Source organism: Sinosporangium siamense (assembly GCF_016863435.1).
Taxonomy (GTDB): Bacteria; Actinomycetota; Actinomycetes; order Streptosporangiales; family Streptosporangiaceae; genus Sinosporangium; species Sinosporangium siamense.
This window is the reverse complement of record NZ_BOOW01000026.1, coordinates 79110-100307: the sequence shown is the minus strand read 5'-3', so window position 1 is coordinate 100307 and position 21198 is coordinate 79110. Positions and strand designations below refer to the sequence as shown.

The window sequence follows — 21198 nt, the reverse complement described above, 5'->3', positions numbered from 1 at the left end:
TCCCCCTGCTCACGGCCGCCAGGGCCGCCAGGCGGAGGCCGCCGAGTCCGCCGGGGACCTGGGGGCGACCTGCGGGGATTCGCCTGGCCGGGGTTCACCTGACACGGGTTCCTCTGGCGTGGGGGCACCCGGCATGGCTTCGCCCGGTTCAGGTCCGCCGGCCGCGAACGGCGCGCCGTACAACCGGGACGGGCGGGTGGTCTCCGACCGGGTGAGCGGCCCTGGGCGGCGCGCCTCCGCCGGACCCCCGGATGTCTCCCGGCTCGCCACCCGGGGCGGGGTTCCCCTGGCGCCCGTCCGGTGGTGGCGGCGCAAGGACCTGCGGTTCCGGCTCACCGCGACCGCCACGCTCGTCTTCGGGGCGGCCCTCGGCGCCTCGGCGCTGCTGCTCGTCCTGGTGCTCGCCGAAGCCCTCGTGGACGACATCGACAGCGCCGTCGCGCAGCGGGCCCGCACTGTCGTCGCCGACGCCGAGGCGGGCCGCCTCACCAACCCGCTGATCTCGCAGGACGGCACGATGGTGCAGGTCGTCGAGCCCGACCAGCGCATCAACTTCGTGACCGCGAGCACCGACCGCCTCGTGCCGCTGCTCGACGCCACCGCCCGCGAACGCGCCATGCGGATCGGCGAACCCGTGCACATCGACGGCAGGCCGTACGGCATCGCCGCGCCGCTTCGCGCGGTCGTGCTGCGCGCCGAGGGCGGCCGCACGGTCATCGCCGCCAAGTCCTCGGCCGAGGTGCAGGGCAGCATCACCACCACCGCCAACGTCATGCTGATCGGCACCCCGCTGCTGCTCGGCATGTTCGCCGCCGCGAGCCACCTGATCATCGGGCGCGCCCTGCGCCCCATCGCCGCGCTGCGCCGAGGCGCCGACGAGATCACCGGCACCGCCCGGTCGCGGCGGCTTCCCGTGCCCGAGGCCAGGGACGAGGTGCACAGCCTCGCCACGACCCTCAACGACATGCTCGCCCGGCTCGAAGCCGCCGAACTCCGCCAGCGCGCCCTCGTCTCCGACGCCGCCCACGAGCTCCGCAGCCCCCTCGCCAGCATCCGGCTCCAGCTTGAGGTCGCCCTCGGCCACCCCGAGGGCGCCGACTGGCAGGAGACGGCCGAAGGGGTGCTGGAGGACACCCTGCGGCTGTCCCGCCTCGCCGAGGACCTCCTGTCGCTGGCCCGCCTCTCGGAACGCGGCGGCGCCCCCTCACGGCGCGACCCAGTCGACCTGTCCGACCTGCTGTGCCGCACCGCCGCGAGGTACGGCGAAGCCCGCGTGGCCGTCACCGTGCACTCCACCGCCCCCGGCCTCACCACCACCGGCGACGCGCTCGACCTCGGCCGCGTGCTCACCAACCTGGTCGACAACGCCGTACGGCATGCCGCGACCGGCGTCGAACTCCACGCCCGCGCCGACGGCTCCGACATCGTCGTCACCGTCACCGACGACGGCCCCGGCGTGCCCGAAGCCGACCGCGAACGCGTCTTCGACCGCTTCACCCGCCTCGACAGCGCCCGCAGCCGCGACAGCGGCGGCGCCGGCCTGGGCCTGGCCATCGTCAGGGAAACCGTACGCGCCCACGGCGGAAGCGCCCACCTGGAGGACGCCCGCCCGGGGCTGCGCGCGGTGGTGCGGCTGCCGATGCTGGTGTGAGGACAGCCCCTGGGGCTCGGCCGTCGTACCTCACCGAGGTGCGCGACCTCGCGTGACCGGTGCGCCCGCCAGCGCCGGCGCCGCCGAGAGCGGTCCGGCAAGCCGCGGGGTCAGGGGTCCATGAGTGATCGGACCGTCTCCCAGCAGCGGGCGTCGGCGGCGCCGAGGAGGCCGGAGCGGGTGTCTGCGGGCTTGTACGGCACGCCGTCGAGATGCCGGGCGACGCCGCCGGCCTCGGTGAGGAGGAGCGTGCCCGGGGCGTGGTCCCACGGGAGGAGGCGCTGGAAGCGGACGAAGTCCAGTTCGCCGTCGACCAGGCGGGGGTAGTCGACGCCCGCGCATCTCGCCCCCGGTTCCACGGCGGCGAAGTGGGGGGCCGCCTCGGCCATGCGGAGCCGGTCGGCGGGAGGCAGGAACCTGGTGAGTACGGCACCGCGCAGGCCGGCCGGGTCACGTGGGGCGGGCTCCCGCCGTATGCGCACGCCGTCGCGCCAGGTGCCCGCGCCCTGTTCGGCGACGTAGAGGCGGCCGGCGTCGGGGCGCAGGATCCACGAGGCCACGGTGGAGCCGTGCCTGACGAGTGCCGCCATGACCGCGTAGTCGGGGGTGCCCGCGATGAAGTTGGCGGTGCCGTCCAAGGGGTCGACCAGCCACGCGGTGGGGGCCTCGGAAAGGGCGGCGACGAGTTGGGGATCGCCGGCGACGGCCTCCTCGCCGACGACGGGCACGTCGAGCAGCTCGCGCAGCCTGCGCGTGATCTCCGCCTCGGCTTGGCGGTCGACCATCGTGACGACCTCGCCAGGGGACTTTTCCTCCACATCGCCGGCCGACAGTGCTCTGAACCGGGGGAGGATCACGGCCTGCGCGGTTTCGCGCAGGATTTCCGTGACTTTGTCGATCAGCATGCGCACCACCGTACGCGCGCTCCCGTTCCAGGGCCGCGGCCGCCCGGCCGGCAGTCCGCGATCAGGACACGCTGCTTTTCCTCAACAGGCTTACCGCGTCGAGGGCCTCGCGGGTGGAGGCGGCGTCGTGGACGCGGAACACGCGGGCTCCCTGCCAGGCGGAGACGGCCAGGGTGGCCATGGTGCCGGCGTGGCGTTCGCCGACGGGGAGGCCGCCGAGGGTCTCGCCGACGAAGTCCTTGTTGGAGACGGCCACCAGGACGGGCCAGCCGGTGCCGGTCAGTTCGTGGAGGCGGCGGCTGACGGCGAGGGAGTGCCAGGTGTTCTTGCCGAAGTCGTGCGCCGGGTCGATCAGGACGGACTCGCGGGGCACCCCGGCGCGGACGGCGCGCTCGGCCAGGCCGACGGTGAGGGAGACGACGTCGGACACGATGTCGTCGTAGGCGATGCGGTGGGGGCGGGTGCGCGGGGTCACCCGGCCGGCGTGGGCGCAGACGAGGCCCGTGCCGTATTCCGCGGCGACCTCGGCCAGGCGGGGGTCGACGCCGCCCCAGGTGTCGTTCAAGAGGTCCGCGCCCGCCTTGGCGACGATCTCGCCGACCTCCGCGCGGTAGGTGTCGACACTGATCACGAGGCCGGGGTGGCGGTCACGCACGGCCTCGACGAGGCCGGCGACGCGGCGGATCTCCTCGGCCGGGCCCACGTGGTCGCCGGGACCGGCCTTCACGCCGCCGATGTCGACAATGTCGGCCCCGCCCGCCACGGCCGCGTCCACGGCGGCGAGGGCCGCGTCGAACCCGTAGGTGCGCCCCTGGTCGTAGAAGGAGTCGGGTGTGCGGTTGACCACCGCCATGATCGCGAAGTCGCCGGGCCCGAACCGGCGGCCGCGCAGGCACAGGATAGACATCGGCCTGAGCTTACTGCGGGATCGCTTGTATCTGGAGAACTCCGCGAAGCAGGCTAAAGTCCTGGGGAGTTCGTACGGTGACCGGGGCCGCCGTTGAAGGCGGCCACGGTGCCTCCCTCCGGGGCTTGGGATCGCGTGTGGCGACCGGTGTCAGGCGGCGGTGCCCTTCTCGGCGACGGCCAGGAACTCCTGGGCTATCGCCGGTAAGCGGCGGCGGGCGTGGACGATGGCGACGACGCGGCGGATGCAGGGGTCGAGGGCGCGGACGACGAGCCCGGCACGGACGGCCTGTTCGGCCATCGTGCGATACCAGAGCAGGGAGGCGACGCCGCTGCGGACCGCGGTGAGCCAGCCGCCGCGCTCGTCGGTTTCGACGGTGCCCGCCGGGCTCACGCCGTATTTGAGGAACAGGGCGTCGAACTCGCGGCGGCGGGCCGTGCCCGGCGTGGGCAGGACCAGGCGGAGGCCGCTCAGGCTGCCGATGGGGACGGGGTCGGGCAGTTTGAGGCCGGGCGGTGAGATGAGCACGACCTCCTGGCGCTCCAGGGGGCGCGTGATGAGGTCGGCGGGGACCGGCAGGTCGGTCAGGCCGAGATCGGCGCGTTGTTCCCGGATGGCGTTGACGACGCCGTCGCGGCTCTCGCAGCGCACGATGTGGACGCGCACCCCGGGGTGTTCTGCGGTGTAGGCGGGCAGCAGCCGCGCGGACAGGCCGGGTTCGAGGCTCGGGGTGGCGGCGATGCGCAGCTCGGCCTCGGGCGAGTGGCCGTGGGTGGCGAGCGATTCGATCTCGTGGATGGCGTTGAGCGCCTCGCGGGCGAGTTTGACCACCCGCCTGCCCTGGGGGGTGACGACGACCCCGCGGCCGGAGCGGGCGAACAGGGTCATGCCGAGTTCCCGCTCCAAATCCCGGATCGCGCGTGAGAGAGCGGGTTGCGCGATATACAGCGACCGTGCCGCGTCGGTCATGGTGCGGTGTTCCGCCGTCGCGACCACATAGCGGAGCTGCTGCAGATTCATGGCATCGAAGCTAGGACAACTGAAGCGGATCGGTCTGGGACATCGCGGAGATCACCTTGGATGATTTCGGACTGTGACCGAACATGACTACATCCGTGACCAGTGGGAAAACAGTGGGCTTCTGCCCCAAATCTGAGGCTTGTTCACTCTCGACCCTCCTTGACCGGACAGCCGATGCTTGCGCCGTACATCTGCGCACGCGACGGGCACGACACTCCAGCGTCTCATCGCCCTCATGAGCCGTCCAGCCACGAAAACCCCAGATTTCCCGCAGGCCACGCATGGTGTTGGCAGAGGTTCGAGTGAACACGGGCCACAGATGTCACACTTACGCTCGCTTGCCTACGGCGCCCCACCCGCTTCACTGGGCCTTTACTCCGAGTTGGCCATCTGTCTGTGATGCCCAACTATGGGGCGTAGAATCCTGGAAAATTCCGTAGACAACGGGGGCCAAAGGGCAACGTTATCGCCGACTTGGCCATGACATTGGCATGACATACGAAAGAGCGGTGCGACGATGGGCAATGGGGGTAGCTCAGGAGAGCCGTCAGGTGAAGGCCGCAAGCGGCGGCCACGGCGGCGACCAACCCCCGGCAGCCCGCGCCGCGCACCCGGCACTCCCGGAGCCCCAGGAGCACCCGGCCCCTCCGGCAAGCCCGGCGCCGAGCGCCGCCCCGGCCCTCCCTCGGGAAACACCGGCCCCGGCGGCTCTGAGGAGCCCGTAGACCGCGGCGGCCCGCAAGGGCCTCGCCCGGCCCCCGGCAGGCAGAGGCCGCCCGCCAAGCCCGCGCCCACGCCTCAGGCCGCCGAAGGGGACACGGTCGCCTTCCGCCGCGATCGGGACGACGCGCCCGGCCGGGCCCCCGTGAAGGCCGGCCCGGAGAGACAGTCCGCCGCCTCGCCCGTGGGGGCGCCGGCGGCCGCGCCTGCCGGACCGCCGCGCTTCGCCAAGCGGCTCACCACCGCGTCGATCATCGGCTGGACGGGCCTGTCCGCGATCCTCCCGGGCGCGGCGCACCTGCGTGCGGGGCGCCGCCGTACGGGATTTGTCCTCCTCGGCGTCTTCGGCGCGATCCTGATCGCCGCCATCGTCTTCGGGCTCCAGGTGTTCAACGACACCGGCATGGTGGCCCGCGACAGCACCCTGATCACCGTGTCGGCGACTGCCGGCGTGCTGGCGCTCACGTGGTTCGCGCTGGTGCTCATCTCCTACATCACGCTCCGGCCGAGCCGGCTCAACAAGACCGGCCAGATCGTCTCCGGCATCGCGGCCGGGATGTTGTGCGTGGTCGTGATGGCGCCCTTCGCGCTGGCGGCGAGCAGCATCGTGACCGCCAGGGAGGCCATCAACGCGATCTTCCCGAGCGACCCCGACGGCGCCCACATCGGGCCGATCAAGGCCGAGGACCCCTGGCAGGGGCGCGACCGGGTGAACTTCCTGATGATCGGCGGCGACGCCGCGGGCAACCGGACGGGCGTGCGCACCGACACCATGATGGTGGCGAGCGTGCACGTGAAGACGGGCAACACGGTGATGTTCAGCCTCCCGCGCAACCTGCAATATGTACGGTTCCCCGCCGGCAACCCGCTCGCCGCGAAGTTCCCCAACGGCTTCACGGGAGAGGACGGGCAGGGGCTGCTCAACGAGGTCTGGTACTACGCCGACATGAACCCCCACCTGGTGGGGGGCAAGGGCCAGGGGCCCCGCATGCTCAAGGACGCCATCGGCCACACGCTCGGCTTGAAGATCGACTACTACGCCCTGGTCAACATGTACGGCTTCGCCAAACTCGTGGACGCGATCGGCGGGCTCAACATCCGGGTGCAATACGACGTGAAGTGGGGTGGCCTGTACGGCACGGCCGGCACGATCAAGGCCGGCTACCGGAAGCTCAGCGGCGAGGAGGCGCTCTGGTACGGAAGGTCCCGGGTGGGCAGCGACGACTTCTCCCGCATGGAACGCCAGCGCTGCGTCATCGGGGCGCTCACCCAGCAGGCCACACCCGCCGTCCTGCTGCAGAACTTCAACCGCATCGCCGGGGCCACCAAGCAGATGGTCCGCACCGACATCCCGCGTGACCTGCTCGAACACCTCGTCCCGCTGGGCATGAAGGTCAAGGACGCGAAGCTGAGCAGCGTGGCGCTCGTCCCGCCGCTCATCCACACCGGCAACCCCGACTGGCACAAGATCCGCGTGGTGGCCGCCAAGGCCCTGCGCGACTCGTTGCGCCCCGACCGCCGCGCCCTAGCCGCCGGCGTCACCGCCACCCCGAGCACCTCCCCCTCGGCCTCGACCACGGCCACCGCCACCCGCCCGGCCCCGGCGACCACCCCGCTCCGCACGCCCACCGCCCACCGAACCCCCACCAACGGCGCCAACGCCAAGAACATCAACGACGGCTGCGTGTAACCTCCCCCACCGATCGGCCCCGGGTGGACTTGCGTCCCCCCGGGCCTCCGAGTCCCTCCGGGGTCCCCCGAGCCGGCCCTGCCCACGGCTGTGGCCTGTGGACGGGTGCCTGCCGCGAGCCGGCCGGGGTCGAGGGCGACCGGCCGGAACCGGACATGCGGGTGGCTTCGGGGAGGTGGCCGGGAGCGGGGGGCATGGTAAAGATTGTGGGGCATTCGCGGTAAATCACCAGTTCAGACGGCATTTAGGCCGCTGGACTGATCCATTCCGATGGTGGACCGTGGTGAGGTCAGGTCCTCCGATCACCACGGCGGTGCCCCATGCGAGTGATGATCCAGCTTCGCCCTTCCTACGACGTGGTCGCGGCAGTCGCCGACCCCCGGCTGACCGCGACGACCGCCGATGTGGCCGACAGGCTGCCCGGCGTCGTGCTCGACGACTCCTTCACCCCGGTAGCCGTCCCCCAGCCGGTCCCCTCTCACGAGGGGGACCCGCTGTCGCTGCGCCAGCCCATCACCTACTCCCTCGCCGGTGAGCACGCCTCGGTCATGGTGCGCGGCGAGATCGCCGACGACGAGCTGACCGCCCGGCTGTCCCTCCTGCCGATGGTGCGCAGGGACGTCGTCGGCGTCTTCGCCGATCCGGTGATCGAGGCGAGCCTCACCTGCGGCGGCGATCCTGCGGTCGGCGACTGGCGCGACGTCGCCCGCCTGATGCGCGCCGACGAACTCCAGCGGGCCGGGCTCGACGGCACCGGTGTGGCTCTCGCCGTACTCGACAGCGGTGTCAACGCCGCCCACGTCGCCGAGCGGCTCGGCAGGCTCGTCACGCTGGACGTCCAGCGAAGCTGGAATCCGGCGACGGTGGACGGCAGAGCCGGGGAGTTCGAGGTGGATCACGGCACGATGTGCGCGTTCGACGCGCTCATCACGTCGCCGGGCGCGTCCCTCATCGACATCCCGCTGCTGTTGTCGCGGGCGCAGGGCACCACCGTGCTCGGCGGTGTGCTGTCGGACGCGGTGGCGGCGTTCGCGCATCTGCGCACGGTGCTGCTGGCCCAGCCCGCGGACCGGCGGTCGCTCGTGGTCACGAACAGCTGGGGGTCGTTCTCCCCGCGGTGGGACTTCCCGGTCGGCCATCCGGGAAACTACTCCGACAATCCAGCTCATCCGTTCAATCTGATCGTGGCGAGCCTGGAGCAGGAGGGCGCCGACATCCTGTTCGCCGCGGGCAACTGCGGCAACGAGTGCGCCGACGGCAGGTGCGCCTTCCCCAACCGGCCCATCGTGGGGGCGAACTCCCATTCGCGTGTGCTCACGATCGGCGGGGTCGACACCCGGGCCAGGCGCGTGGGGTATTCGTCGCAGGGGCCGGGCCGCCTGACCGCCCGCAAGCCCGACATATGTGCATACACGCACTTCAAGGGCTCCGGAGTCTACGACCCGGGCCCGGACTCGGGCACCTCCGCCGCCTGCCCCGTCGCGGCCGGTCTGGTCGCGGCGATCCGCACCCAGTGGCCGGCCTCCCGGCTGTCCCCCGCTGAGCTGCGAACACTGCTCCGCCGCACCGCCGACCACCCGCGCGGGGCGGACTTCGACCACGATCTGGGTTATGGGATCGTCGACCCGGCTGCAGTGCTTACGACCTTGCGACGGCGGCAGGCAGCGTAACGTTGCCCCTATGGTGCTCATCACCGTTCGCCTGCCGGCCGGGCTATCCCTCCCGGACGGGATGCGTCACCTCGGCTTGGCCGATGAGGATGTCGACCTCGCCTTCGGGCTCATTGCGGTCGACTCCGCGAAGGGCCTTTACGCCCTTCGCGTGTCCGACGAGTCCGCCCGCCGCCTCGGCTGGGGCGCGGGCGGACCTTACGCCGACCCAAAGATCGAGCCGTTCGGTCCGCCTTCCTGACCGGTCAGGCGTTCAGACGGTTGAAGATGCGCACCGCCAGGGCCACGCACAACACGCTGAAGGCGACCGACACCGCCGTGCCCAGACCGACCGCGGGGGTCAGATAGTCGCCCGCCAGCAGGTCGCGGAGCGCCTCCACCGTGTGCCGGAACGGCGTCGCCGCCGACAGGGCGTTCAGCCAGCCCGGCGCCATCGACATGGGCAGAAACGCCCCTGACAGCAGGGTCAGAGGCACCATGACGGTGGTCATCACGGGGGCGAACACGGCGTCGTCCAGCACCAGCGCGAGCGCGTTGGAGATCGCGGCCAGGCCGGTGCCTGTCACGGCCAGCAGCACGGCCGCCAGGACGAGCCCGAGGGGCGGCGGGCGCAGCCCGAGTGCCGTGGCCACCGCGACGAGCAGGGCGCTCTGCAGCAGAAGTACGGCGGTGCCGCCGAGAGCCTGGCCGAGCAGCAGGGCAAGCCGCGGGGTGGGACTGACCCGCAGCCGGTCGAGCACTCCGGCGCGGGCGTCGAAGACGATGCCGAAACCGGCCAGCCCCGCACTGAGCAGGCCGAGCTGCACAAGGAGGCCGGGGACGAGCATCTGCCACGAGCCGAGGCCGGACAGCAGGGGGCCGAACAGGAGCAGGAAGAGCAGCGGCTGCACGGCGCCGAAGAGCAGTGCGATCTTCTGCCGGGCCGTCTTGCGTAGGTTGTGGCGGAGGATCACCCAGGTGTCGCGCACCACGCCGTTGCGGGCGCCGAGAGTGATGTTCACGGAGGTCATGCGAGAAGGTCCTTCGCTTGGACATAAGGGCCGTAGGCCGGGGATGTGCAGGGAGGGGCCGCCGGCGCGGTCACACCAGGGCCTTGGGCGCGGGTTGCTCCTCGCTCGCCGGGCGGCCGGTCAGCCATCGGAAGACCTCCTCCAGGTCCGCCGCGCCGCCCGGCACGCGCTCGCGAAGGTCGCCCGGTGAGCCGTCGCCGGCGAGCCTGCCCCGGTCGATGACCAGCAGGCGATCGCAGAGGGCCTCGGCCTCGTCGAGGTAGTGCGTGGACAGCACGACGGTGACGCCGTGCTCACCGCGCAGGGTGCGCACGAGGTCCCACACCTCCGCGCGGGCCCCCGGGTCGAGGCCGGCGGTGGGTTCGTCGAGGAAGACCACGGGTGGCCGGTGGAGGAGGCCGAGGGCCAGGTCGAAGCGGCGGCGCTGCCCGCCGGAGAGCGTCTCGCCGCTGCGGGCGGCCAGGTCGGCCACCTCGAAGAGGTCCAGCACCTCGGCCACGCGGCGCCTGGCCTCGGGGCGGCTCATGCCGTACAGCATGGCCTGGAGCTCCAGTTCCTCCAGAAGGGGTTGACCGTAGGGGGTGGAGCCGCCCTGGGCGACGTAGCCGATGCGGCGCCGCACCCCCTCGGGGTCGGCCAGGAGGTCACGGCCGGCGACGGTCGCGGTGCCCGAGGTGGGGCGCAGCAGCGTGGTCAGCAGGCGCATGGTCGTGCTCTTTCCCGCGCCGTTGGGGCCGAGAAGGCCGACGATCTGGCCGGGGGCGACGGTGAAGGTCAGGCCGCGGACCGCCTCCACCGCCGCGGGGGCTTTGCCGTACGTCTTGCTCAGGCCGGATGACTCGATCATAATTTTAGGGTAACCACAATTTTTAAGTCACTGCAACAATTTAGCCGCACCATAGAATCGGGTCATGGCTGAGGGCTTGCGTGAGCGGAAGAAGCGGGAAACCCGGCAGCGCATCGCGGACATGGCGATGGGGTTGTTCATGGAGCGCGGGTTCGACACGGTCACCGTCGCCGAGATCGCCCAGGCGGCCGACGTGTCGGTGAACACGGTGTTCAACTACTTTCCGACCAAGGAGGATTTGTTCGCCGACCGGCAGGACGAGGTGGTCGGCCTTCTCGCCGCCGTGGTGCGCGGGCGTGCCCCCGGCGAGAGTCCCGTCGAGGCGGTGCGCCGCGACTTCCTCGACGCCCTCGACACCGGTGATTGGAGGTACGGCCTGCATGAGGGTGTACTGATTTTTCAGGACATCGTGGAGGCCAGCCCCACCCTGCGGGCACGCATACTCGCCATCATGGACATGCGCGAGCGGGCCCTGCGCGCCGCCCTCGCCGAGGAGAGCGGCGCCGACCTCACCCGCGACCGCGCCCTCGCCGCGGGCCTCACCGGAGCCACCCGCGCCCTCGCCGACTGGGGCGTGGCCCGCCTCCGCGACGGCCTCCCCCTCCCCGCCGTCGCCACCCGCGTGCGCGCCGAAGCCGACCGGCTCTTCACGACCCTGGAGGAGTACGGCGAAGCCGCCCCCTCGGCCTAGCCTCCCGGCGACGTCGCGGGATCACGTCCGGGATCTCGGCCGGCAGCAGCGACGCCGAGCGGCGGCTCGCCGGTGGACCTGCTGGATGCGCCTAAGGTCGGCAGTGAGTCACACAGCCCTTTCCGTGGCCTCGTCCCCGAGGCGGCCGAGCATGTGGCGCCACCCTTCGCCGGTCTCGCCTTCCAGGGAGAACGGCAGACCGCTGTGCCGCAAGGTCAGCCTCACGCCGTCACCGTCGGGGGTGAGCGTGATCTCCACCCTGGAGGTGCCGGGCGGGATGGCGGGCGCGCCGGGAGTGGCCTCCCAGCCGAAGGTGAAGACGATCCGCTCGTGCGGCACCAGCTCCACGAACCTCCCGCGCATGATCGGACGCGGCCCTTCCCGCATCCGCACCACCAGTTCGCCCCCGGGGCGGGGATCCACCTCGGCCTCGCCCCACCACCGCGCCAGCCGTGCCGGATCGGTGAAGTGGCGCCATACGGTCTCCGGCCTGGCCCGGATCCACAACGCCTGCTCGATCGTGCCACCGGTGCTCACGGCGCCCCCTCCACGTCTTCCCGCATGCGTTCCTCCTCTTCGGCGACGTGCTTGAGGCGGTTGAGCGGCATCGACCACATCGCCTCGACGAACCGCACCGCCTCGGCCAGCCCTTCGCGGCGCAACCGGTAGAACCGGCGGTTGCCCGCTCTGCGGACGTCGAGCAGGTCGGCCGAGACCAGTATTCGCAGGTGCTGAGAGACCGCAGGCCTGCTGATGGGGGCGATGCGCTCCTTCGACAACCAGGGCGCCTTCGTCACCATGCGGGCGAGCGTCACCGACGACGGCGTGTGGACCTTCGCCGGCGAAACCGAACGCGCCACCCTCGTGATCGCCGACGACCACGCCACCATGTCCGCCACATGGGAACGAACCGACGACACCACCCCCTGGCACCCCTGGATGACCATGTCCTTCACCAGGGTTCTCCAGCAGGCCGGCGAGCCTGCGCCGTAGGAGCCCCGGTGCCGTACGGCCGCCTCGTCTGCGCCCCCGCCCGATCGTCCGCGTGCAGACGATCGGGCGGGGTAAGGCAGCGCCCCGCGGCCAGGGCGAGACTCCTTCGGTATGGCCGGGCCGTGGGAGCGGTCAGCGGGACGGCGGCTTCACTAGGATCCTCGCCTTGAGCATGTCGCCTCTCAGTGGAGGCCGAACATGGCGAGAACGAGGTCCGGCCGCGGCGGTCCGCGTGGAGCGCCAACCTGCTCGCTGCCCCCGACGCCGTCATCGCCGTGCGCGGCCGGCCCCTCCGGGTCGCGGCCCGGCTGCTCACCGGGGACGAACGCGGCCGCGCCTTCGACCGGGTGCTCGGCGTGTGGCCACCGTACGAGCACTATGCGGCCGTCTCGGGCCGCGAACCGCGCGTGTTCCGGCTGGAGCCCCGGGAGTGATGACCGCCAGGAAACGTCGAAGGCGGCCGGGGCGCGGCCGCCTTCGACGCGGGGAGGAGCGGTGGGTCAGCGTGAGTAGTGCTCGACGACGAGCTGCTCGTCGACCGGCACGGCGATCTGTGTGCGCTCGGGGCGGGCGAGGAGGGTGATCCGCAGCTCCTGGTGGTCCACCGAGAGGTAGGGCGCGGTGCGCTCGTCGGCGTAGATGCCCTCGGCTGCGGCCACGAACGGCTGCATCTGGCGCGACCGCGGGCGCACGCCGATAGTCTGACCCGGCTTCACGAGGTAGCTCGGGATGTCGACCTTGCGGCCGTCGACCGTGATGTGGCCGTGGTTCACATATTGCCGCGCCGCGTAGATCGACGGGGCGAGTCCCGCGCGCAGGACGATGGAGGCGAGGCGCGTCTCCAGGAGCACCACCAGCTCGGCTCCGGAGCGGCCCGGCTTGCGGAGCGCGATGTCCCAATAGCGGCGGAGCTGCTTCTCCGACACGTCGTAATACCACCGGAGCTTCTGCTTCTCCATCAGCCGCGTGCTGTAGTCGCCCGCGTTGCGCCGGTTGGTCTTGCGTCCGTGCTCGCCCGGCGGGTAAGGCCGCGCTTCGAAATAGCGCACGGCCTTCCTGGTCAGGGGGACGCCCGCGCGTCGTGAAAGACGCACTTTCGGCCCGGTGTAGCGCACGTTCACCTCACTATGGTTAGGTAGTACTTACTAAGGCAAGCCTTACCTTAACAGATTGCCGACTCTAGGAGACCCGGGAATGCAGCAGCCGCTAACCGCACCTCCGATCCCCGAAAGGATCCGTTCGCTGGCCGCCGTGGCAGTGCCAGGCCATGTGTCCGTCGCGGGCTCGGACGCGCCCGCCGGCCCCGCCCGCGGCGGTGTCGACGCCAAGGGCCGGCCCGTTCTCCTCGTGCGCCCCGGCGAGCCGCTGCACGCCGCCCCCGGCGAGACCGTGGTGACGGTCGACCTGACCGCCACCCGCGACCTCGGCGCCGTCGAACAGCCGCGCGGACTGCTCAAGGTGCAGGGATGGGCGGAGGAGGTGCCCGCCAAGGACGCCCGCGCGGCCGCGGTGGCCGTGGCCGAACGCTGCCCCGACGAGGGATTGTTCGAGGCGCTGGAACGCCGGGGCGACCCGGGCGCCCCCCGCCTGCTCCGTGTGGACGTCGGCCAGGTGATCTACCTCACCGGCGGCGACTCGGGTGTGCTGGACGCGTGCGACTATCTCGACGCCGAACCCGACCCCTTCTTGGACGCCGCGGAAAGCATGATCCACCACGTGAACTCGGCCCACCGCGCCCAGATCCGCACCGTCGTCGCCTCCCTCATGGGCGAACCCGCCCCCGAGTCCTGGCTGTGGGAGCTCGACCGCTTCGGCGCCACCCTGCGCGTCGGCGTCGACCGCCCCACCCTCATCCGCCTCCCCTGGCCCGAGCCCGCCACCAGCTGCCGCGCCCTCGAAAAGGCCCTCCGCTGCCTCCTCTGCCGCTGACAGCCCCTTCCCGTACGGCGGAGCCCCACGAGCGAGGCTCCGCCACCTTCACAGCACGCTTCGGATGGCCGACCACACCCCTTACCGGCGGTTCGCCGCCCACCCCGACCGACCAGTGCTCACCGCCTGCGGGACACCGATGCTTCGCTACCAGAAGTCGGGATGAAACACCCCCACAGGTGCGGAGCTGACACCGACCCTCCGCGTATCGCCAACGAGATCGCGGGGACACTCTCATACGTGCGGGGAGCAACTCGCCACGTCGCGGATGCCGTCGACCACCTCGGGACCATCCCCACGTGGGGAGGACAACTGATCGAGGACGACGAACCGGTGCTCACGCGGCTTGCCCCCACGCGCGCGGGGAGCAGAAGGTTTTGCCGGCCGTAGCCCGGCTGCCCCTGGCCTCGCCCCCACGCGCGCGGGGAGCAGGACAGGGCTAGAACAGGGCGTCGGTGAGGCGGTCGATCTGGTAGGGGACCTCCGCGCCGCCAGGCGTCGCAGGGGTGGGGCCTGTCGGTCCGATGCCGTCGGCGTAGGGCTCACCTGCCCAGGTGCGCGCAGAGGGTTTCCGTCTGTTCGTCGAGGCGGCGACCCCGGCTGCGACGGCGGCCGGCCTGAACGCGGACAGGCCGCGATCACGGCGCTGCCGGAGGCCTGTGCCGTACCTTAACCCCCCGAGGGCCGCGCACAAGACCGCCGGGGGCCGGGCACGTTCCTCTAGAGGGTGTGGATCGCCAAGCGGGCGTCCACGACGTCCGGGGCGAGGATGTGGTCCATCACCATCAGGGCGCAGCCGGTGATGCCGGCGCCGGGGCCGAGGCGGCTGCGTTCGATGCGGAGGTTGCGGGTGGCGAGGGCGGTGGAGCGGCGGTAGACGACTTCGCGGACGCCGGAGACGAGGGGCTGGAAGGCTTCGGCGACGTCGCCGCCGAGGACGACGACGGCCGGGTTGAGCACGTTGACGGCGGAGGCGATGACCTCGCCGAGGCTGCGGCCGGCGTCGCGGACGACGGTCATGGTCTCGGCGTCGCCGCTGCGGACGAGGGCGGTCACGTCGGTGAGGGAGGACACGCGGCGGCCGCGGTCGCGCAGGTCGCGGAGGATGGCGGTGCCGCTGGCGACGGAGTCGACGCAGTCGGTGTTGCCGCACCGGCAGAGCACTCCCCCGCCGCGCTGGACGGGGATGTGGCCGATCTCGCCGGCGGCGCCGAGGGCGCCGCGCAGGATGTGCCCGCCGGCGATGACGCCGGCGCCGATGCGGGTGGAGACCTTGACGAACAGCAGGTCCTCCACCTCGCCCGCGTAGCCCGCGCGGTGCTCGCCGATGGCGATGACGTTGACGTCGTTGTCGACGAAGACCGGCACGGGGAACCGCGCGGCGACGATGGGCGGGATGACGACGCCGGTCCAGCTCGCCATGACGCGGGTGCTCTCGGCGCGCCCGGCGGCGAACTCGACGGTCGCCGGCACGCCCATGCCGACGCCGCGCACGTGGGCGACGGGGCGGTCGCCGAGCAGGTCGGACCAGGTGTCCAGGACGAGGGGCAGGACGACGTCGGGGCCCTCTTCCACGTCGATGGCGAGGTCGGCGCGGGCGATGGGCGCGCCGGACAGGTCGCATACGGCGATCTGGGTCCGGCTCACGCCGAGGGCGGCGACCAGGATGACGCCGCCCGCGTTGTTGAACACGAGGCGGGTCGGCGGCCGGCCTCCGGTGGAGGGGCCTTCGCTGTCCTCCACGACCAGGCCGTGCTCGATGAGCTCGCTGACGCGGAGTGAGACGGCGGGACGGGAAAGTCCGGTGACGCGGCCGAGATCGGACCTGGTCACGGCCTCCCCGGTGCGTATGAGGCGCAGCACCTCTCCGCTGGTGGCGAGCGCTGCGGCGGTACGTCGAGACATCAGGGCCTAAGTCAATCACAGCCCCTTCAGTCATGAGAAGTCATGACTTATTCATCTAGAATTACAAAACTCAGCTTGAACAGAACCAAACATCCGAGATAGTGTCCGATCTGTCCTTCTTTGGTAGATCGTTCGGAGCACCACCGTGTCGAACCCGCGCGTCCAGCAGAGCTCCCGGTGAGCGCGGCCCTTTCCCGCAGGCCCGCCGACCTGGTCATCTTCGGCGGCACCGGCGACCTCGCCATGCGCAAGCTGATCCCCGCGCTCCAGCACTGCGACCGCGACGGCCTGCTCGCCCCGCAGACCCGGATCATCGCGATGTCCCGCAGCGGCCTCACCGACGCGGACTTCCGCGGCAAAGTCCACGCGGAGCTGGCCGAGCGCGGTGCCGACCTGCGCGACCTCGGCCGCTTCCTGGGCCGCCTCCACCACGTTTCCATCGACGTGTCCGGCGACGGCGGCGACGCCCGCGGGTGGGCCAGGGTCCGCGGGCTGCTCGCCGGGCACGAGCAGCGCGACCGGGTGTTCTACCTCGCCAGCCCGCCGATGACCTTCGGCCCGTTCTGCCGTGAGCTGCGCCTCGCCGGGCTCGTCACCCCCTCGTCCCGGGTGGTGCTGGAGAAGCCGCTCGGCCGGAACCTCGAAAGCGCCCGGCGCATCAACGACGAGGTCGGCGAGATCTTCTCCGAGTCGCAGACCTTCCGCATCGACCACTACCTCGGCAAGGAGACGGTGCAGAACCTGCTGGTGCTGCGGTTCGCCAACGCCTTCCTTGAGCCGATCTGGAACTCCCTGTGGATCGACCACGTGCAGATCACCGTGGCCGAGACCGTGGGCACCCCGGGGCGGCGCGGCTACTACGACCACGCGGGCGCGATGCGGGACATGGTGCAGAACCACCTCCTGCAGCTGCTGTGCCTGGTCGCGATGGAGCCGCCGTCCCGCAACGACCGTGAGGCGATCCGCGACGAGAAGGTCAAGGTGCTGGAGTCGCTGCGGCCCATCTCCGGCACCGAGGCCGACCGGTTCACCGTGCGGGGGCAGTACACCGAGGGCATCGCCGGCGACAGGAGGGTGCCGGGCTACCTCGACGAGCCCGGCAGCACGCCGCCGACGCGGGCCAGCCGCCAGGTGGAGACCTTCGCGGCGATCCGCGCCGAGGTGAAGAACTGGCGCTGGGCGGGTGTGCCCTTCTATCTGCGCACGGGCAAGCGTATGCCGACGCGCTGCTCGGAGATCGTGGTGCAGTTCAAGGACGTGCCGCACTCCATCTTCCCCGGCGGCTCCCCCAACAAGCTGGTGCTGCGGCTCCAGCCCAGCGAGGGCATCCAGATGCACATCATGGCCAAGGAGCCGGGTGCGGGAGAGGTGGCGCTGCGTCCGGTGCCGCTGGAGCTGAGCTTCGGCAAGGCGTTCGGCGGGCGGGTGCCCGACGCCTACGAGCGGCTGCTCATGGACGTGCTCGCGGGCAACCCCACGTTGTTCATGCGCCGCGACGAGGTGGAGGCCGCCTGGCGGTGGATCGACCCGATTCTCGCCACCTGGGAGGCGACGGGCACCCCGCCCGAGCCTTACCCGGCGGGTGTCGCCGGACCGCCCGGCGCGCGTGAACTGCTCGGCCGCAGCGGGCGGACCTGGCACGAGGAACTCGAGGAAGAGGTAGCGCTGTGAGCGTGGTCAGCAAGGTCGCCGAGGTCACCGGCCGGGTCCGGGAGCGCGGCGCGGCCAGGCGGGCCGCCTACCTCGACCGGCTCGCCAGGGACGCCGACGACGCCGCCGCGCGCGGCCCCGCCCGCACGGGCCTCGGCTGCGCCAACCTCGCGCACGGGTTCGCCGCGTGCGGCCCGGCCGACAAGCTCGACCTGCGGGGTACGGCGAAGCCGGGCATCGCCATCGTCACGAGCTACAACGACATGCTCTCGGCGCATCAGCCGTACGAGACCTATCCGGCGGCGCTGAAGGCCGCGGCCCGCGAGGCTGGAGCGGTGGCCCAGGTCGCCGGGGGCGTGCCGGCGATGTGCGACGGGATCACGCAGGGCCGCGCCGGGATGGAGCTGTCCCTGTACAGCCGTGACGTGATCGCGATGTCGACCGCCATCGCCCTGTCGCACGACATGTTCGACGCGGCGCTGCTGCTCGGGGTGTGCGACAAGATCGTGCCGGGCCTGCTGATCGGCGCCCTGCGCTTCGGGCACCTGCCGGCGCTGTTCGTGCCTGCGGGGCCGATGACGTCGGGCCTGCCCAACAAGGTGAAGGCGCGCTCGCGGCAGCTGTTCGCCGAGGGCCGGATCGGCCGGGCGGAGATGCTCGACGCGGAGGCGCAGTCCTACCACTCGCCCGGCACGTGCACCTTCTACGGCACAGCCAACTCCAACCAGGTGCTGATGGAGGTCATGGGCCTGCACCTGCCGGGGGCGACGTTCGTCAACCCGCACAGCGAGCTGCGCACGGCGCTGACCGCGGCGGCGGCCCGGCGCGTCACGGAGCTGACCGCGCACGGCGCCGCCTACACGCCGGTCGGCCGGCTGGTGGACGAGCGGGCGATGGTGAACGCGGTCGTGGCGCTGCTCGCCACGGGCGGGTCGACCAACCACACGCTGCACCTGATCGCGATCGCCGCCGCCGCGGGCATCGAGCTGACCTGGGACGACTTCGCCGCCCTGTCGGAGGTGGTGCCGCTGCTGACGCGGATGTACCCCAACGGGCAGGCCGACGTGAACCACTTCCAGGCGGCCGGTGGCATGCAGGTGCTCATCGGCGAGCTGCTGGACGCGGGCCTGCTCCACGAGGACGTGCTCACGGTCGCCGGCCAAGGGCTCGGGCACTACCGTTCGGCGCCGGAGCTCAAGGAGGGCGAGCTGGTGTGGCGCGAGCGGGTCGAGCCGAGTGCCGACACCGAGGTGCTGCGCGGCGTGGCCCAGCCGTTCTCCGCCGACGGCGGCATCCACATGTTGTCGGGCAACCTCGGGCGGGCCGTGACCAAGGTGTCGGCGGTCAAGCCGGAGCACCTGGTGGTAGAGGCGCCGGCGCGGGTGTTCGACGACCAGACGGAACTGCTGGCCGCGTTCGAGGCGGGCGAGCTCGACGGGCAGGACTTCGTGGCGGTCATCCGCTACCAGGGTCCGAGCGCGAACGGCATGCCCGAGTTGCACAAGCTGACGCCGCCGCTGGCGGTGCTGCTCGACCGGGGGCAGCGGGTCGCGATCGTCACCGACGGCCGTATGTCGGGGGCCTCGGGCAAGGTGCCCTCGGCCATTCACCTGTCCCCCGAGGCCGCGCGGGGCGGCGCTCTGGCTCTGGTCAGAGACGGCGACCCGATCAGACTCGACGCGAAGGCCGGCACGCTCGACCTGCTGGTGCCGGCCGGCGAGTTGTCGGCCCGCACGCCCTCGGGCGCGCCGCTGAGCGACGAGGCGTGGTCGGGGACGGGTCGTGAGTTGTTCGGAGTGTTCCGGCCGGGCGTGGGACCGGCCGAGCGTGGGGCCTCGGTGTTCGGCGGGCTCGCCGGATGAGGGCTCCTTCCTCGCTGCCGCTGCCGTGGCTCGTGGCCGACGTCGGGGGGACCAACGCGCGATTCGGGTTGGTCACCTCGGCCGGCGGACGACCGGAGGCGACAGCCGTACTGACCGGGGCCGATTACAGCGGGCTTCCCGGAGCCGTAGCCGCCTATCTCGCTGAGCATGGGGGCGGAGTGCGGCCGGGAGCGGCCTGCCTGGCCGTGGCGGGCCCGGTCAAAGGGGACAGGTACGAGCTCACCAACGCGGGATGGTCGGGGTCGGTCTACGATCTCGGCCTGCCCGAAGTCGAGCTGCTCAACGACTTTGAGGCGCTCGCGCTGTCCTTGCCATACCTCACCGAGAACGATCTTGTCTCGCTGGGAGGTCCCCCTCCGGGGGACGGTGTGAAGGCCGTGCTGGGCCCGGGTACCGGGCTCGGCGTGGCCGGCCTTGTGCCGACGTCGACGGGGTGGGTGCCTGTTCCGGGGGAGGGCGGGCACGTGGCGGTTCCGGTGGTCGACGACCGGGAGCACGAGGTGGTGCGCGCGCTGCGCGCCGACGGCCTGCCCCATGTGGTGGCCGAGCACCTGCTGTCGGGGCCGGGGCTGACCCGGTTGCACCGGGGGCTGGCCTTGGTGCACGGGGTGGACGCGCCGGAGTTGAAGGCGGCGGAGATAGTGACACGGACAACCGATCCGCTATGTTCCGAGGCGATCGAGGTGTTCTGCGGGTTGCTGGGAAGCTTCGCGGCGAACGTGGCGCTCACCCTGGGGGCCCGGGGTGGGGTGTATATCGGAGGAGGTGTACTCCCGCGAATCGTGGAAATGGTGGAAAAGAGTGAGTTTCGGGCACGGTTTTCGGCTACACCGACCCTCGGCGGGTACCTGGCGGCGATCGGGACGAACGTGATCGTCGCCCCGCAGCCGGCGCTCACCGGGGCCGCGGTATGGCTTGCCCAGCGCTCGCGCGAACGCGGATGGAACACTTGACACCGCCAATGCTTAAGGAGATTCGATGAGCAGCCTGCTGGACCTGTCCCCCGTGGTGCCCGTGGTCGTGATCGAGGACGCGGCCACCGCCGTGCCCTTGGCCCGCGCGCTCGTGGCGGGAGGTCTGCCGGTCATCGAGGTCACTCTGCGGACCGAGGCGGCTCTTGAGGCGATCAAGCGCATCAGCGAGGAAGTGCCCTACGCCATGATCGGCGCGGGCACGGTGCGCACCTCCGCCGACATCACGGCGGCCACCGCGGCGGGCGCACGCTTCCTGGTGTCGCCCGGCACCACGCCCGAACTGGCCACCGCCCTGATCGTGAGCGGCGTGCCGTTCCTGCCCGGGGCGGCCACCGCCTCTGAGGCGATGGCGCTGGCCGAGCGCGGGATCACCGACATGAAGTTCTTCCCCGCCGAGGCGGCGGGCGGCGTGGCCTATCTGAAGTCGTTGGCCGGCCCGCTGCCCGACGTGCGTTTCTGCCCCACCGGCGGCGTCAAGCCCGAGACGGCGGCCGCCTATCTGGCGCTGCCCAACGTCGGCTGCGTGGGCGGCACCTGGCTGACCCCCGCCGACGCGATCGCCTCCGGCGACTATGCCCGCATCGAGGGGCTCGCGGCGGAGGCCGCCAAGCTCGCCTGACAAACCCTGCCGGTACGGCGGAAGCCGTACCGGCGTGGGTCCGGCCGTTACGCCGGCTTGGCCCGGCATTCCTTCCGGCTTCGTTTCAGCGCCGGCCGGCGTTCGTTCCGGCGCGGTCCGGCGGTCGTCCGGGC

The 21198-nt window shown here is 71.7% G+C and carries 21 protein-coding genes; 12 read left to right on the top strand and 9 right to left on the bottom strand.

Annotated features, from left to right (window positions below):
- Window positions 1-133: 133 nt before the first annotated feature.
- On the top strand, window positions 134-1651 hold the full coding sequence (locus tag Ssi02_RS19565) for a sensor histidine kinase (RefSeq protein ID WP_204027423.1): 1518 nt from the start codon (window positions 134-136) through the stop codon (window positions 1649-1651).
- A gap of 110 nt (window positions 1652-1761) precedes the next feature.
- On the opposite strand, the gene Ssi02_RS19560 is transcribed toward Ssi02_RS19565, so the two are convergent.
- From Ssi02_RS19560 to Ssi02_RS19550, 3 genes are all read right to left on the bottom strand, one after another.
- Entirely contained in the window at window positions 1762-2556 is a 795-nt protein-coding gene (locus tag Ssi02_RS19560; protein ID WP_307825719.1) for an inositol monophosphatase family protein, read from the bottom strand.
- Window positions 2557-2617: 61 nt separating this feature from the next.
- Complete coding sequence (folP, locus tag Ssi02_RS19555; protein WP_204027421.1) at window positions 2618-3463, bottom strand: dihydropteroate synthase; 846 nt, start codon at window positions 3461-3463, stop codon at window positions 2618-2620.
- A gap of 150 nt (window positions 3464-3613) precedes the next feature.
- Entirely contained in the window at window positions 3614-4483 is an 870-nt protein-coding gene (locus Ssi02_RS19550) for a LysR family transcriptional regulator (protein WP_204027419.1), read from the bottom strand.
- A gap of 517 nt (window positions 4484-5000) precedes the next feature.
- On the opposite strand from Ssi02_RS19550, the gene Ssi02_RS19545 reads away from it, so the two are divergent.
- The 3 genes from Ssi02_RS19545 to Ssi02_RS19535 all read left to right on the top strand — a co-directional run bounded on the left by Ssi02_RS19545 (window position 5001) and on the right by Ssi02_RS19535 (window position 8804).
- Window positions 5001-6893, top strand: coding sequence for an LCP family protein (locus Ssi02_RS19545; protein ID WP_204027417.1), 1893 nt, complete (start codon window positions 5001-5003; stop codon window positions 6891-6893).
- Window positions 6894-7213: 320 nt separating this feature from the next.
- Window positions 7214-8563 (top strand): S8 family peptidase, encoded by a 1350-nt coding sequence (locus Ssi02_RS19540; protein ID WP_204027415.1) that lies wholly within the window; start codon window positions 7214-7216, stop codon window positions 8561-8563.
- A 10-nt stretch (window positions 8564-8573) separates the two neighbouring features.
- Entirely contained in the window at window positions 8574-8804 is a 231-nt protein-coding gene (locus Ssi02_RS19535) for a hypothetical protein (RefSeq protein ID WP_204027413.1), read from the top strand.
- A 4-nt stretch (window positions 8805-8808) separates the two neighbouring features.
- Here Ssi02_RS19535 and Ssi02_RS19530 read toward each other — a convergent pair whose 3' ends face one another.
- Window positions 8809-9573, bottom strand: coding sequence for an ABC transporter permease (locus Ssi02_RS19530; protein ID WP_204027411.1), 765 nt, complete (start codon window positions 9571-9573; stop codon window positions 8809-8811).
- 70 nt (window positions 9574-9643) lie between these two features.
- A complete protein-coding gene (locus Ssi02_RS19525) occupies window positions 9644-10420 on the bottom strand; it encodes an ABC transporter ATP-binding protein (protein ID WP_204027409.1) in 777 nt (258 codons plus the stop codon).
- A 64-nt stretch (window positions 10421-10484) separates the two neighbouring features.
- Between Ssi02_RS19525 and Ssi02_RS19520 the strand changes: the two genes are divergently transcribed.
- Window positions 10485-11111, top strand: coding sequence for a TetR/AcrR family transcriptional regulator (locus Ssi02_RS19520; RefSeq protein WP_204027407.1), 627 nt, complete (start codon window positions 10485-10487; stop codon window positions 11109-11111).
- 108 nt (window positions 11112-11219) lie between these two features.
- On the opposite strand, the gene Ssi02_RS19515 is transcribed toward Ssi02_RS19520, so the two are convergent.
- Together Ssi02_RS19515 and Ssi02_RS19510 are read right to left on the bottom strand one after the other, a co-directional pair.
- Window positions 11220-11648 (bottom strand): SRPBCC family protein, encoded by a 429-nt coding sequence (locus Ssi02_RS19515; protein WP_204027404.1) that lies wholly within the window; start codon window positions 11646-11648, stop codon window positions 11220-11222.
- Window positions 11645-11890: an ArsR/SmtB family transcription factor gene (locus tag Ssi02_RS19510; RefSeq protein ID WP_204027402.1), complete on the bottom strand. Its 246-nt coding sequence runs from the start codon at window positions 11888-11890 to the stop codon at window positions 11645-11647. Before Ssi02_RS19510 ends, Ssi02_RS19515 begins: the two co-directional genes overlap by 4 nt.
- On the opposite strand from Ssi02_RS19510, the gene Ssi02_RS19505 reads away from it, so the two are divergent.
- Complete coding sequence (locus Ssi02_RS19505; protein WP_204027400.1) at window positions 11874-12104, top strand: hypothetical protein; 231 nt, start codon at window positions 11874-11876, stop codon at window positions 12102-12104. The two genes, Ssi02_RS19510 and Ssi02_RS19505, sit on opposite strands and share 17 nt — an antisense overlap.
- Before the next feature lie 185 nt (window positions 12105-12289).
- Window positions 12290-12538 carry a nitroreductase family deazaflavin-dependent oxidoreductase gene (locus tag Ssi02_RS19500; RefSeq protein WP_204027398.1) on the top strand — a complete coding sequence of 83 codons (249 nt, stop codon included), beginning with the start codon at window positions 12290-12292 and terminating at the stop codon, window positions 12536-12538.
- A 66-nt stretch (window positions 12539-12604) separates the two neighbouring features.
- Here the strand turns inward: Ssi02_RS19500 and rpsD are convergent, their stop codons facing one another.
- The gene (gene rpsD / locus Ssi02_RS19495) at window positions 12605-13219 is read right to left on the bottom strand and encodes a 30S ribosomal protein S4 (RefSeq protein WP_204027498.1); all 615 of its coding nucleotides are present in this window, start codon (window positions 13217-13219) and stop codon (window positions 12605-12607) included.
- A gap of 79 nt (window positions 13220-13298) precedes the next feature.
- On the opposite strand from rpsD, the gene Ssi02_RS19490 reads away from it, so the two are divergent.
- Window positions 13299-14033 (top strand): DUF2470 domain-containing protein, encoded by a 735-nt coding sequence (locus Ssi02_RS19490; protein ID WP_204027396.1) that lies wholly within the window; start codon window positions 13299-13301, stop codon window positions 14031-14033.
- Window positions 14034-14753: 720 nt separating this feature from the next.
- Here the strand turns inward: Ssi02_RS19490 and Ssi02_RS19485 are convergent.
- Complete coding sequence (locus Ssi02_RS19485; protein ID WP_204027394.1) at window positions 14754-15938, bottom strand: ROK family transcriptional regulator; 1185 nt, start codon at window positions 15936-15938, stop codon at window positions 14754-14756.
- 177 nt (window positions 15939-16115) lie between these two features.
- Between Ssi02_RS19485 and zwf the strand changes: the two genes are divergently transcribed.
- Genes zwf through eda form a run of 4 tightly spaced genes read left to right on the top strand, consistent with a single transcriptional unit; the run spans window position 16116 to window position 21064 of the window.
- On the top strand, window positions 16116-17609 hold the full coding sequence (gene zwf / locus Ssi02_RS19480; RefSeq protein WP_204027392.1) for a glucose-6-phosphate dehydrogenase: 1494 nt from the start codon (window positions 16116-16118) through the stop codon (window positions 17607-17609).
- Complete coding sequence (edd, locus tag Ssi02_RS19475) at window positions 17606-19450, top strand: phosphogluconate dehydratase (RefSeq protein WP_373870175.1); 1845 nt, start codon at window positions 17606-17608, stop codon at window positions 19448-19450. The genes zwf and edd overlap by 4 nt, the downstream gene beginning before the upstream one ends.
- Entirely contained in the window at window positions 19447-20424 is a 978-nt protein-coding gene (gene glk, locus Ssi02_RS19470) for a glucokinase (RefSeq protein WP_204027390.1), read from the top strand. The genes edd and glk overlap by 4 nt, the downstream gene beginning before the upstream one ends.
- A 25-nt stretch (window positions 20425-20449) precedes the next feature.
- Entirely contained in the window at window positions 20450-21064 is a 615-nt protein-coding gene (gene eda / locus Ssi02_RS19465; RefSeq protein ID WP_204027388.1) for a bifunctional 4-hydroxy-2-oxoglutarate aldolase/2-dehydro-3-deoxy-phosphogluconate aldolase, read from the top strand.
- Window positions 21065-21198: the final 134 nt, after the last annotated feature.

Coding starts and splice junctions, on each gene's coding strand:
- Ssi02_RS19560 (WP_307825719.1), bottom strand. CDS start 2,556: ATGCTGATCGACAAAGTCACGGAAATCCTGCGCGAAACCGCGCAGGCC.
- folP (WP_204027421.1), bottom strand. CDS start 3,463: ATGTCTATCCTGTGCCTGCGCGGCCGCCGGTTCGGGCCCGGCGACTTC.
- Ssi02_RS19565 (WP_204027423.1), top strand. CDS start 134: ATGGCTTCGCCCGGTTCAGGTCCGCCGGCCGCGAACGGCGCGCCGTAC.
- Ssi02_RS19550 (WP_204027419.1), bottom strand. CDS start 4,483: ATGAATCTGCAGCAGCTCCGCTATGTGGTCGCGACGGCGGAACACCGC.
- Ssi02_RS19530 (WP_204027411.1), bottom strand. CDS start 9,573: ATGACCTCCGTGAACATCACTCTCGGCGCCCGCAACGGCGTGGTGCGC.
- Ssi02_RS19520 (WP_204027407.1), top strand. CDS start 10,485: ATGGCTGAGGGCTTGCGTGAGCGGAAGAAGCGGGAAACCCGGCAGCGC.
- Ssi02_RS19485 (WP_204027394.1), bottom strand. CDS start 15,938: ATGTCTCGACGTACCGCCGCAGCGCTCGCCACCAGCGGAGAGGTGCTG.
- Ssi02_RS19490 (WP_204027396.1), top strand. CDS start 13,299: ATGCAGCAGCCGCTAACCGCACCTCCGATCCCCGAAAGGATCCGTTCG.
- Ssi02_RS19535 (WP_204027413.1), top strand. CDS start 8,574: ATGGTGCTCATCACCGTTCGCCTGCCGGCCGGGCTATCCCTCCCGGAC.
- eda (WP_204027388.1), top strand. CDS start 20,450: ATGAGCAGCCTGCTGGACCTGTCCCCCGTGGTGCCCGTGGTCGTGATC.
- Ssi02_RS19540 (WP_204027415.1), top strand. CDS start 7,214: ATGCGAGTGATGATCCAGCTTCGCCCTTCCTACGACGTGGTCGCGGCA.
- glk (WP_204027390.1), top strand. CDS start 19,447: ATGAGGGCTCCTTCCTCGCTGCCGCTGCCGTGGCTCGTGGCCGACGTC.
- Ssi02_RS19525 (WP_204027409.1), bottom strand. CDS start 10,420: ATGATCGAGTCATCCGGCCTGAGCAAGACGTACGGCAAAGCCCCCGCG.
- Ssi02_RS19505 (WP_204027400.1), top strand. CDS start 11,874: ATGCGCTCCTTCGACAACCAGGGCGCCTTCGTCACCATGCGGGCGAGC.
- Ssi02_RS19545 (WP_204027417.1), top strand. CDS start 5,001: ATGGGCAATGGGGGTAGCTCAGGAGAGCCGTCAGGTGAAGGCCGCAAG.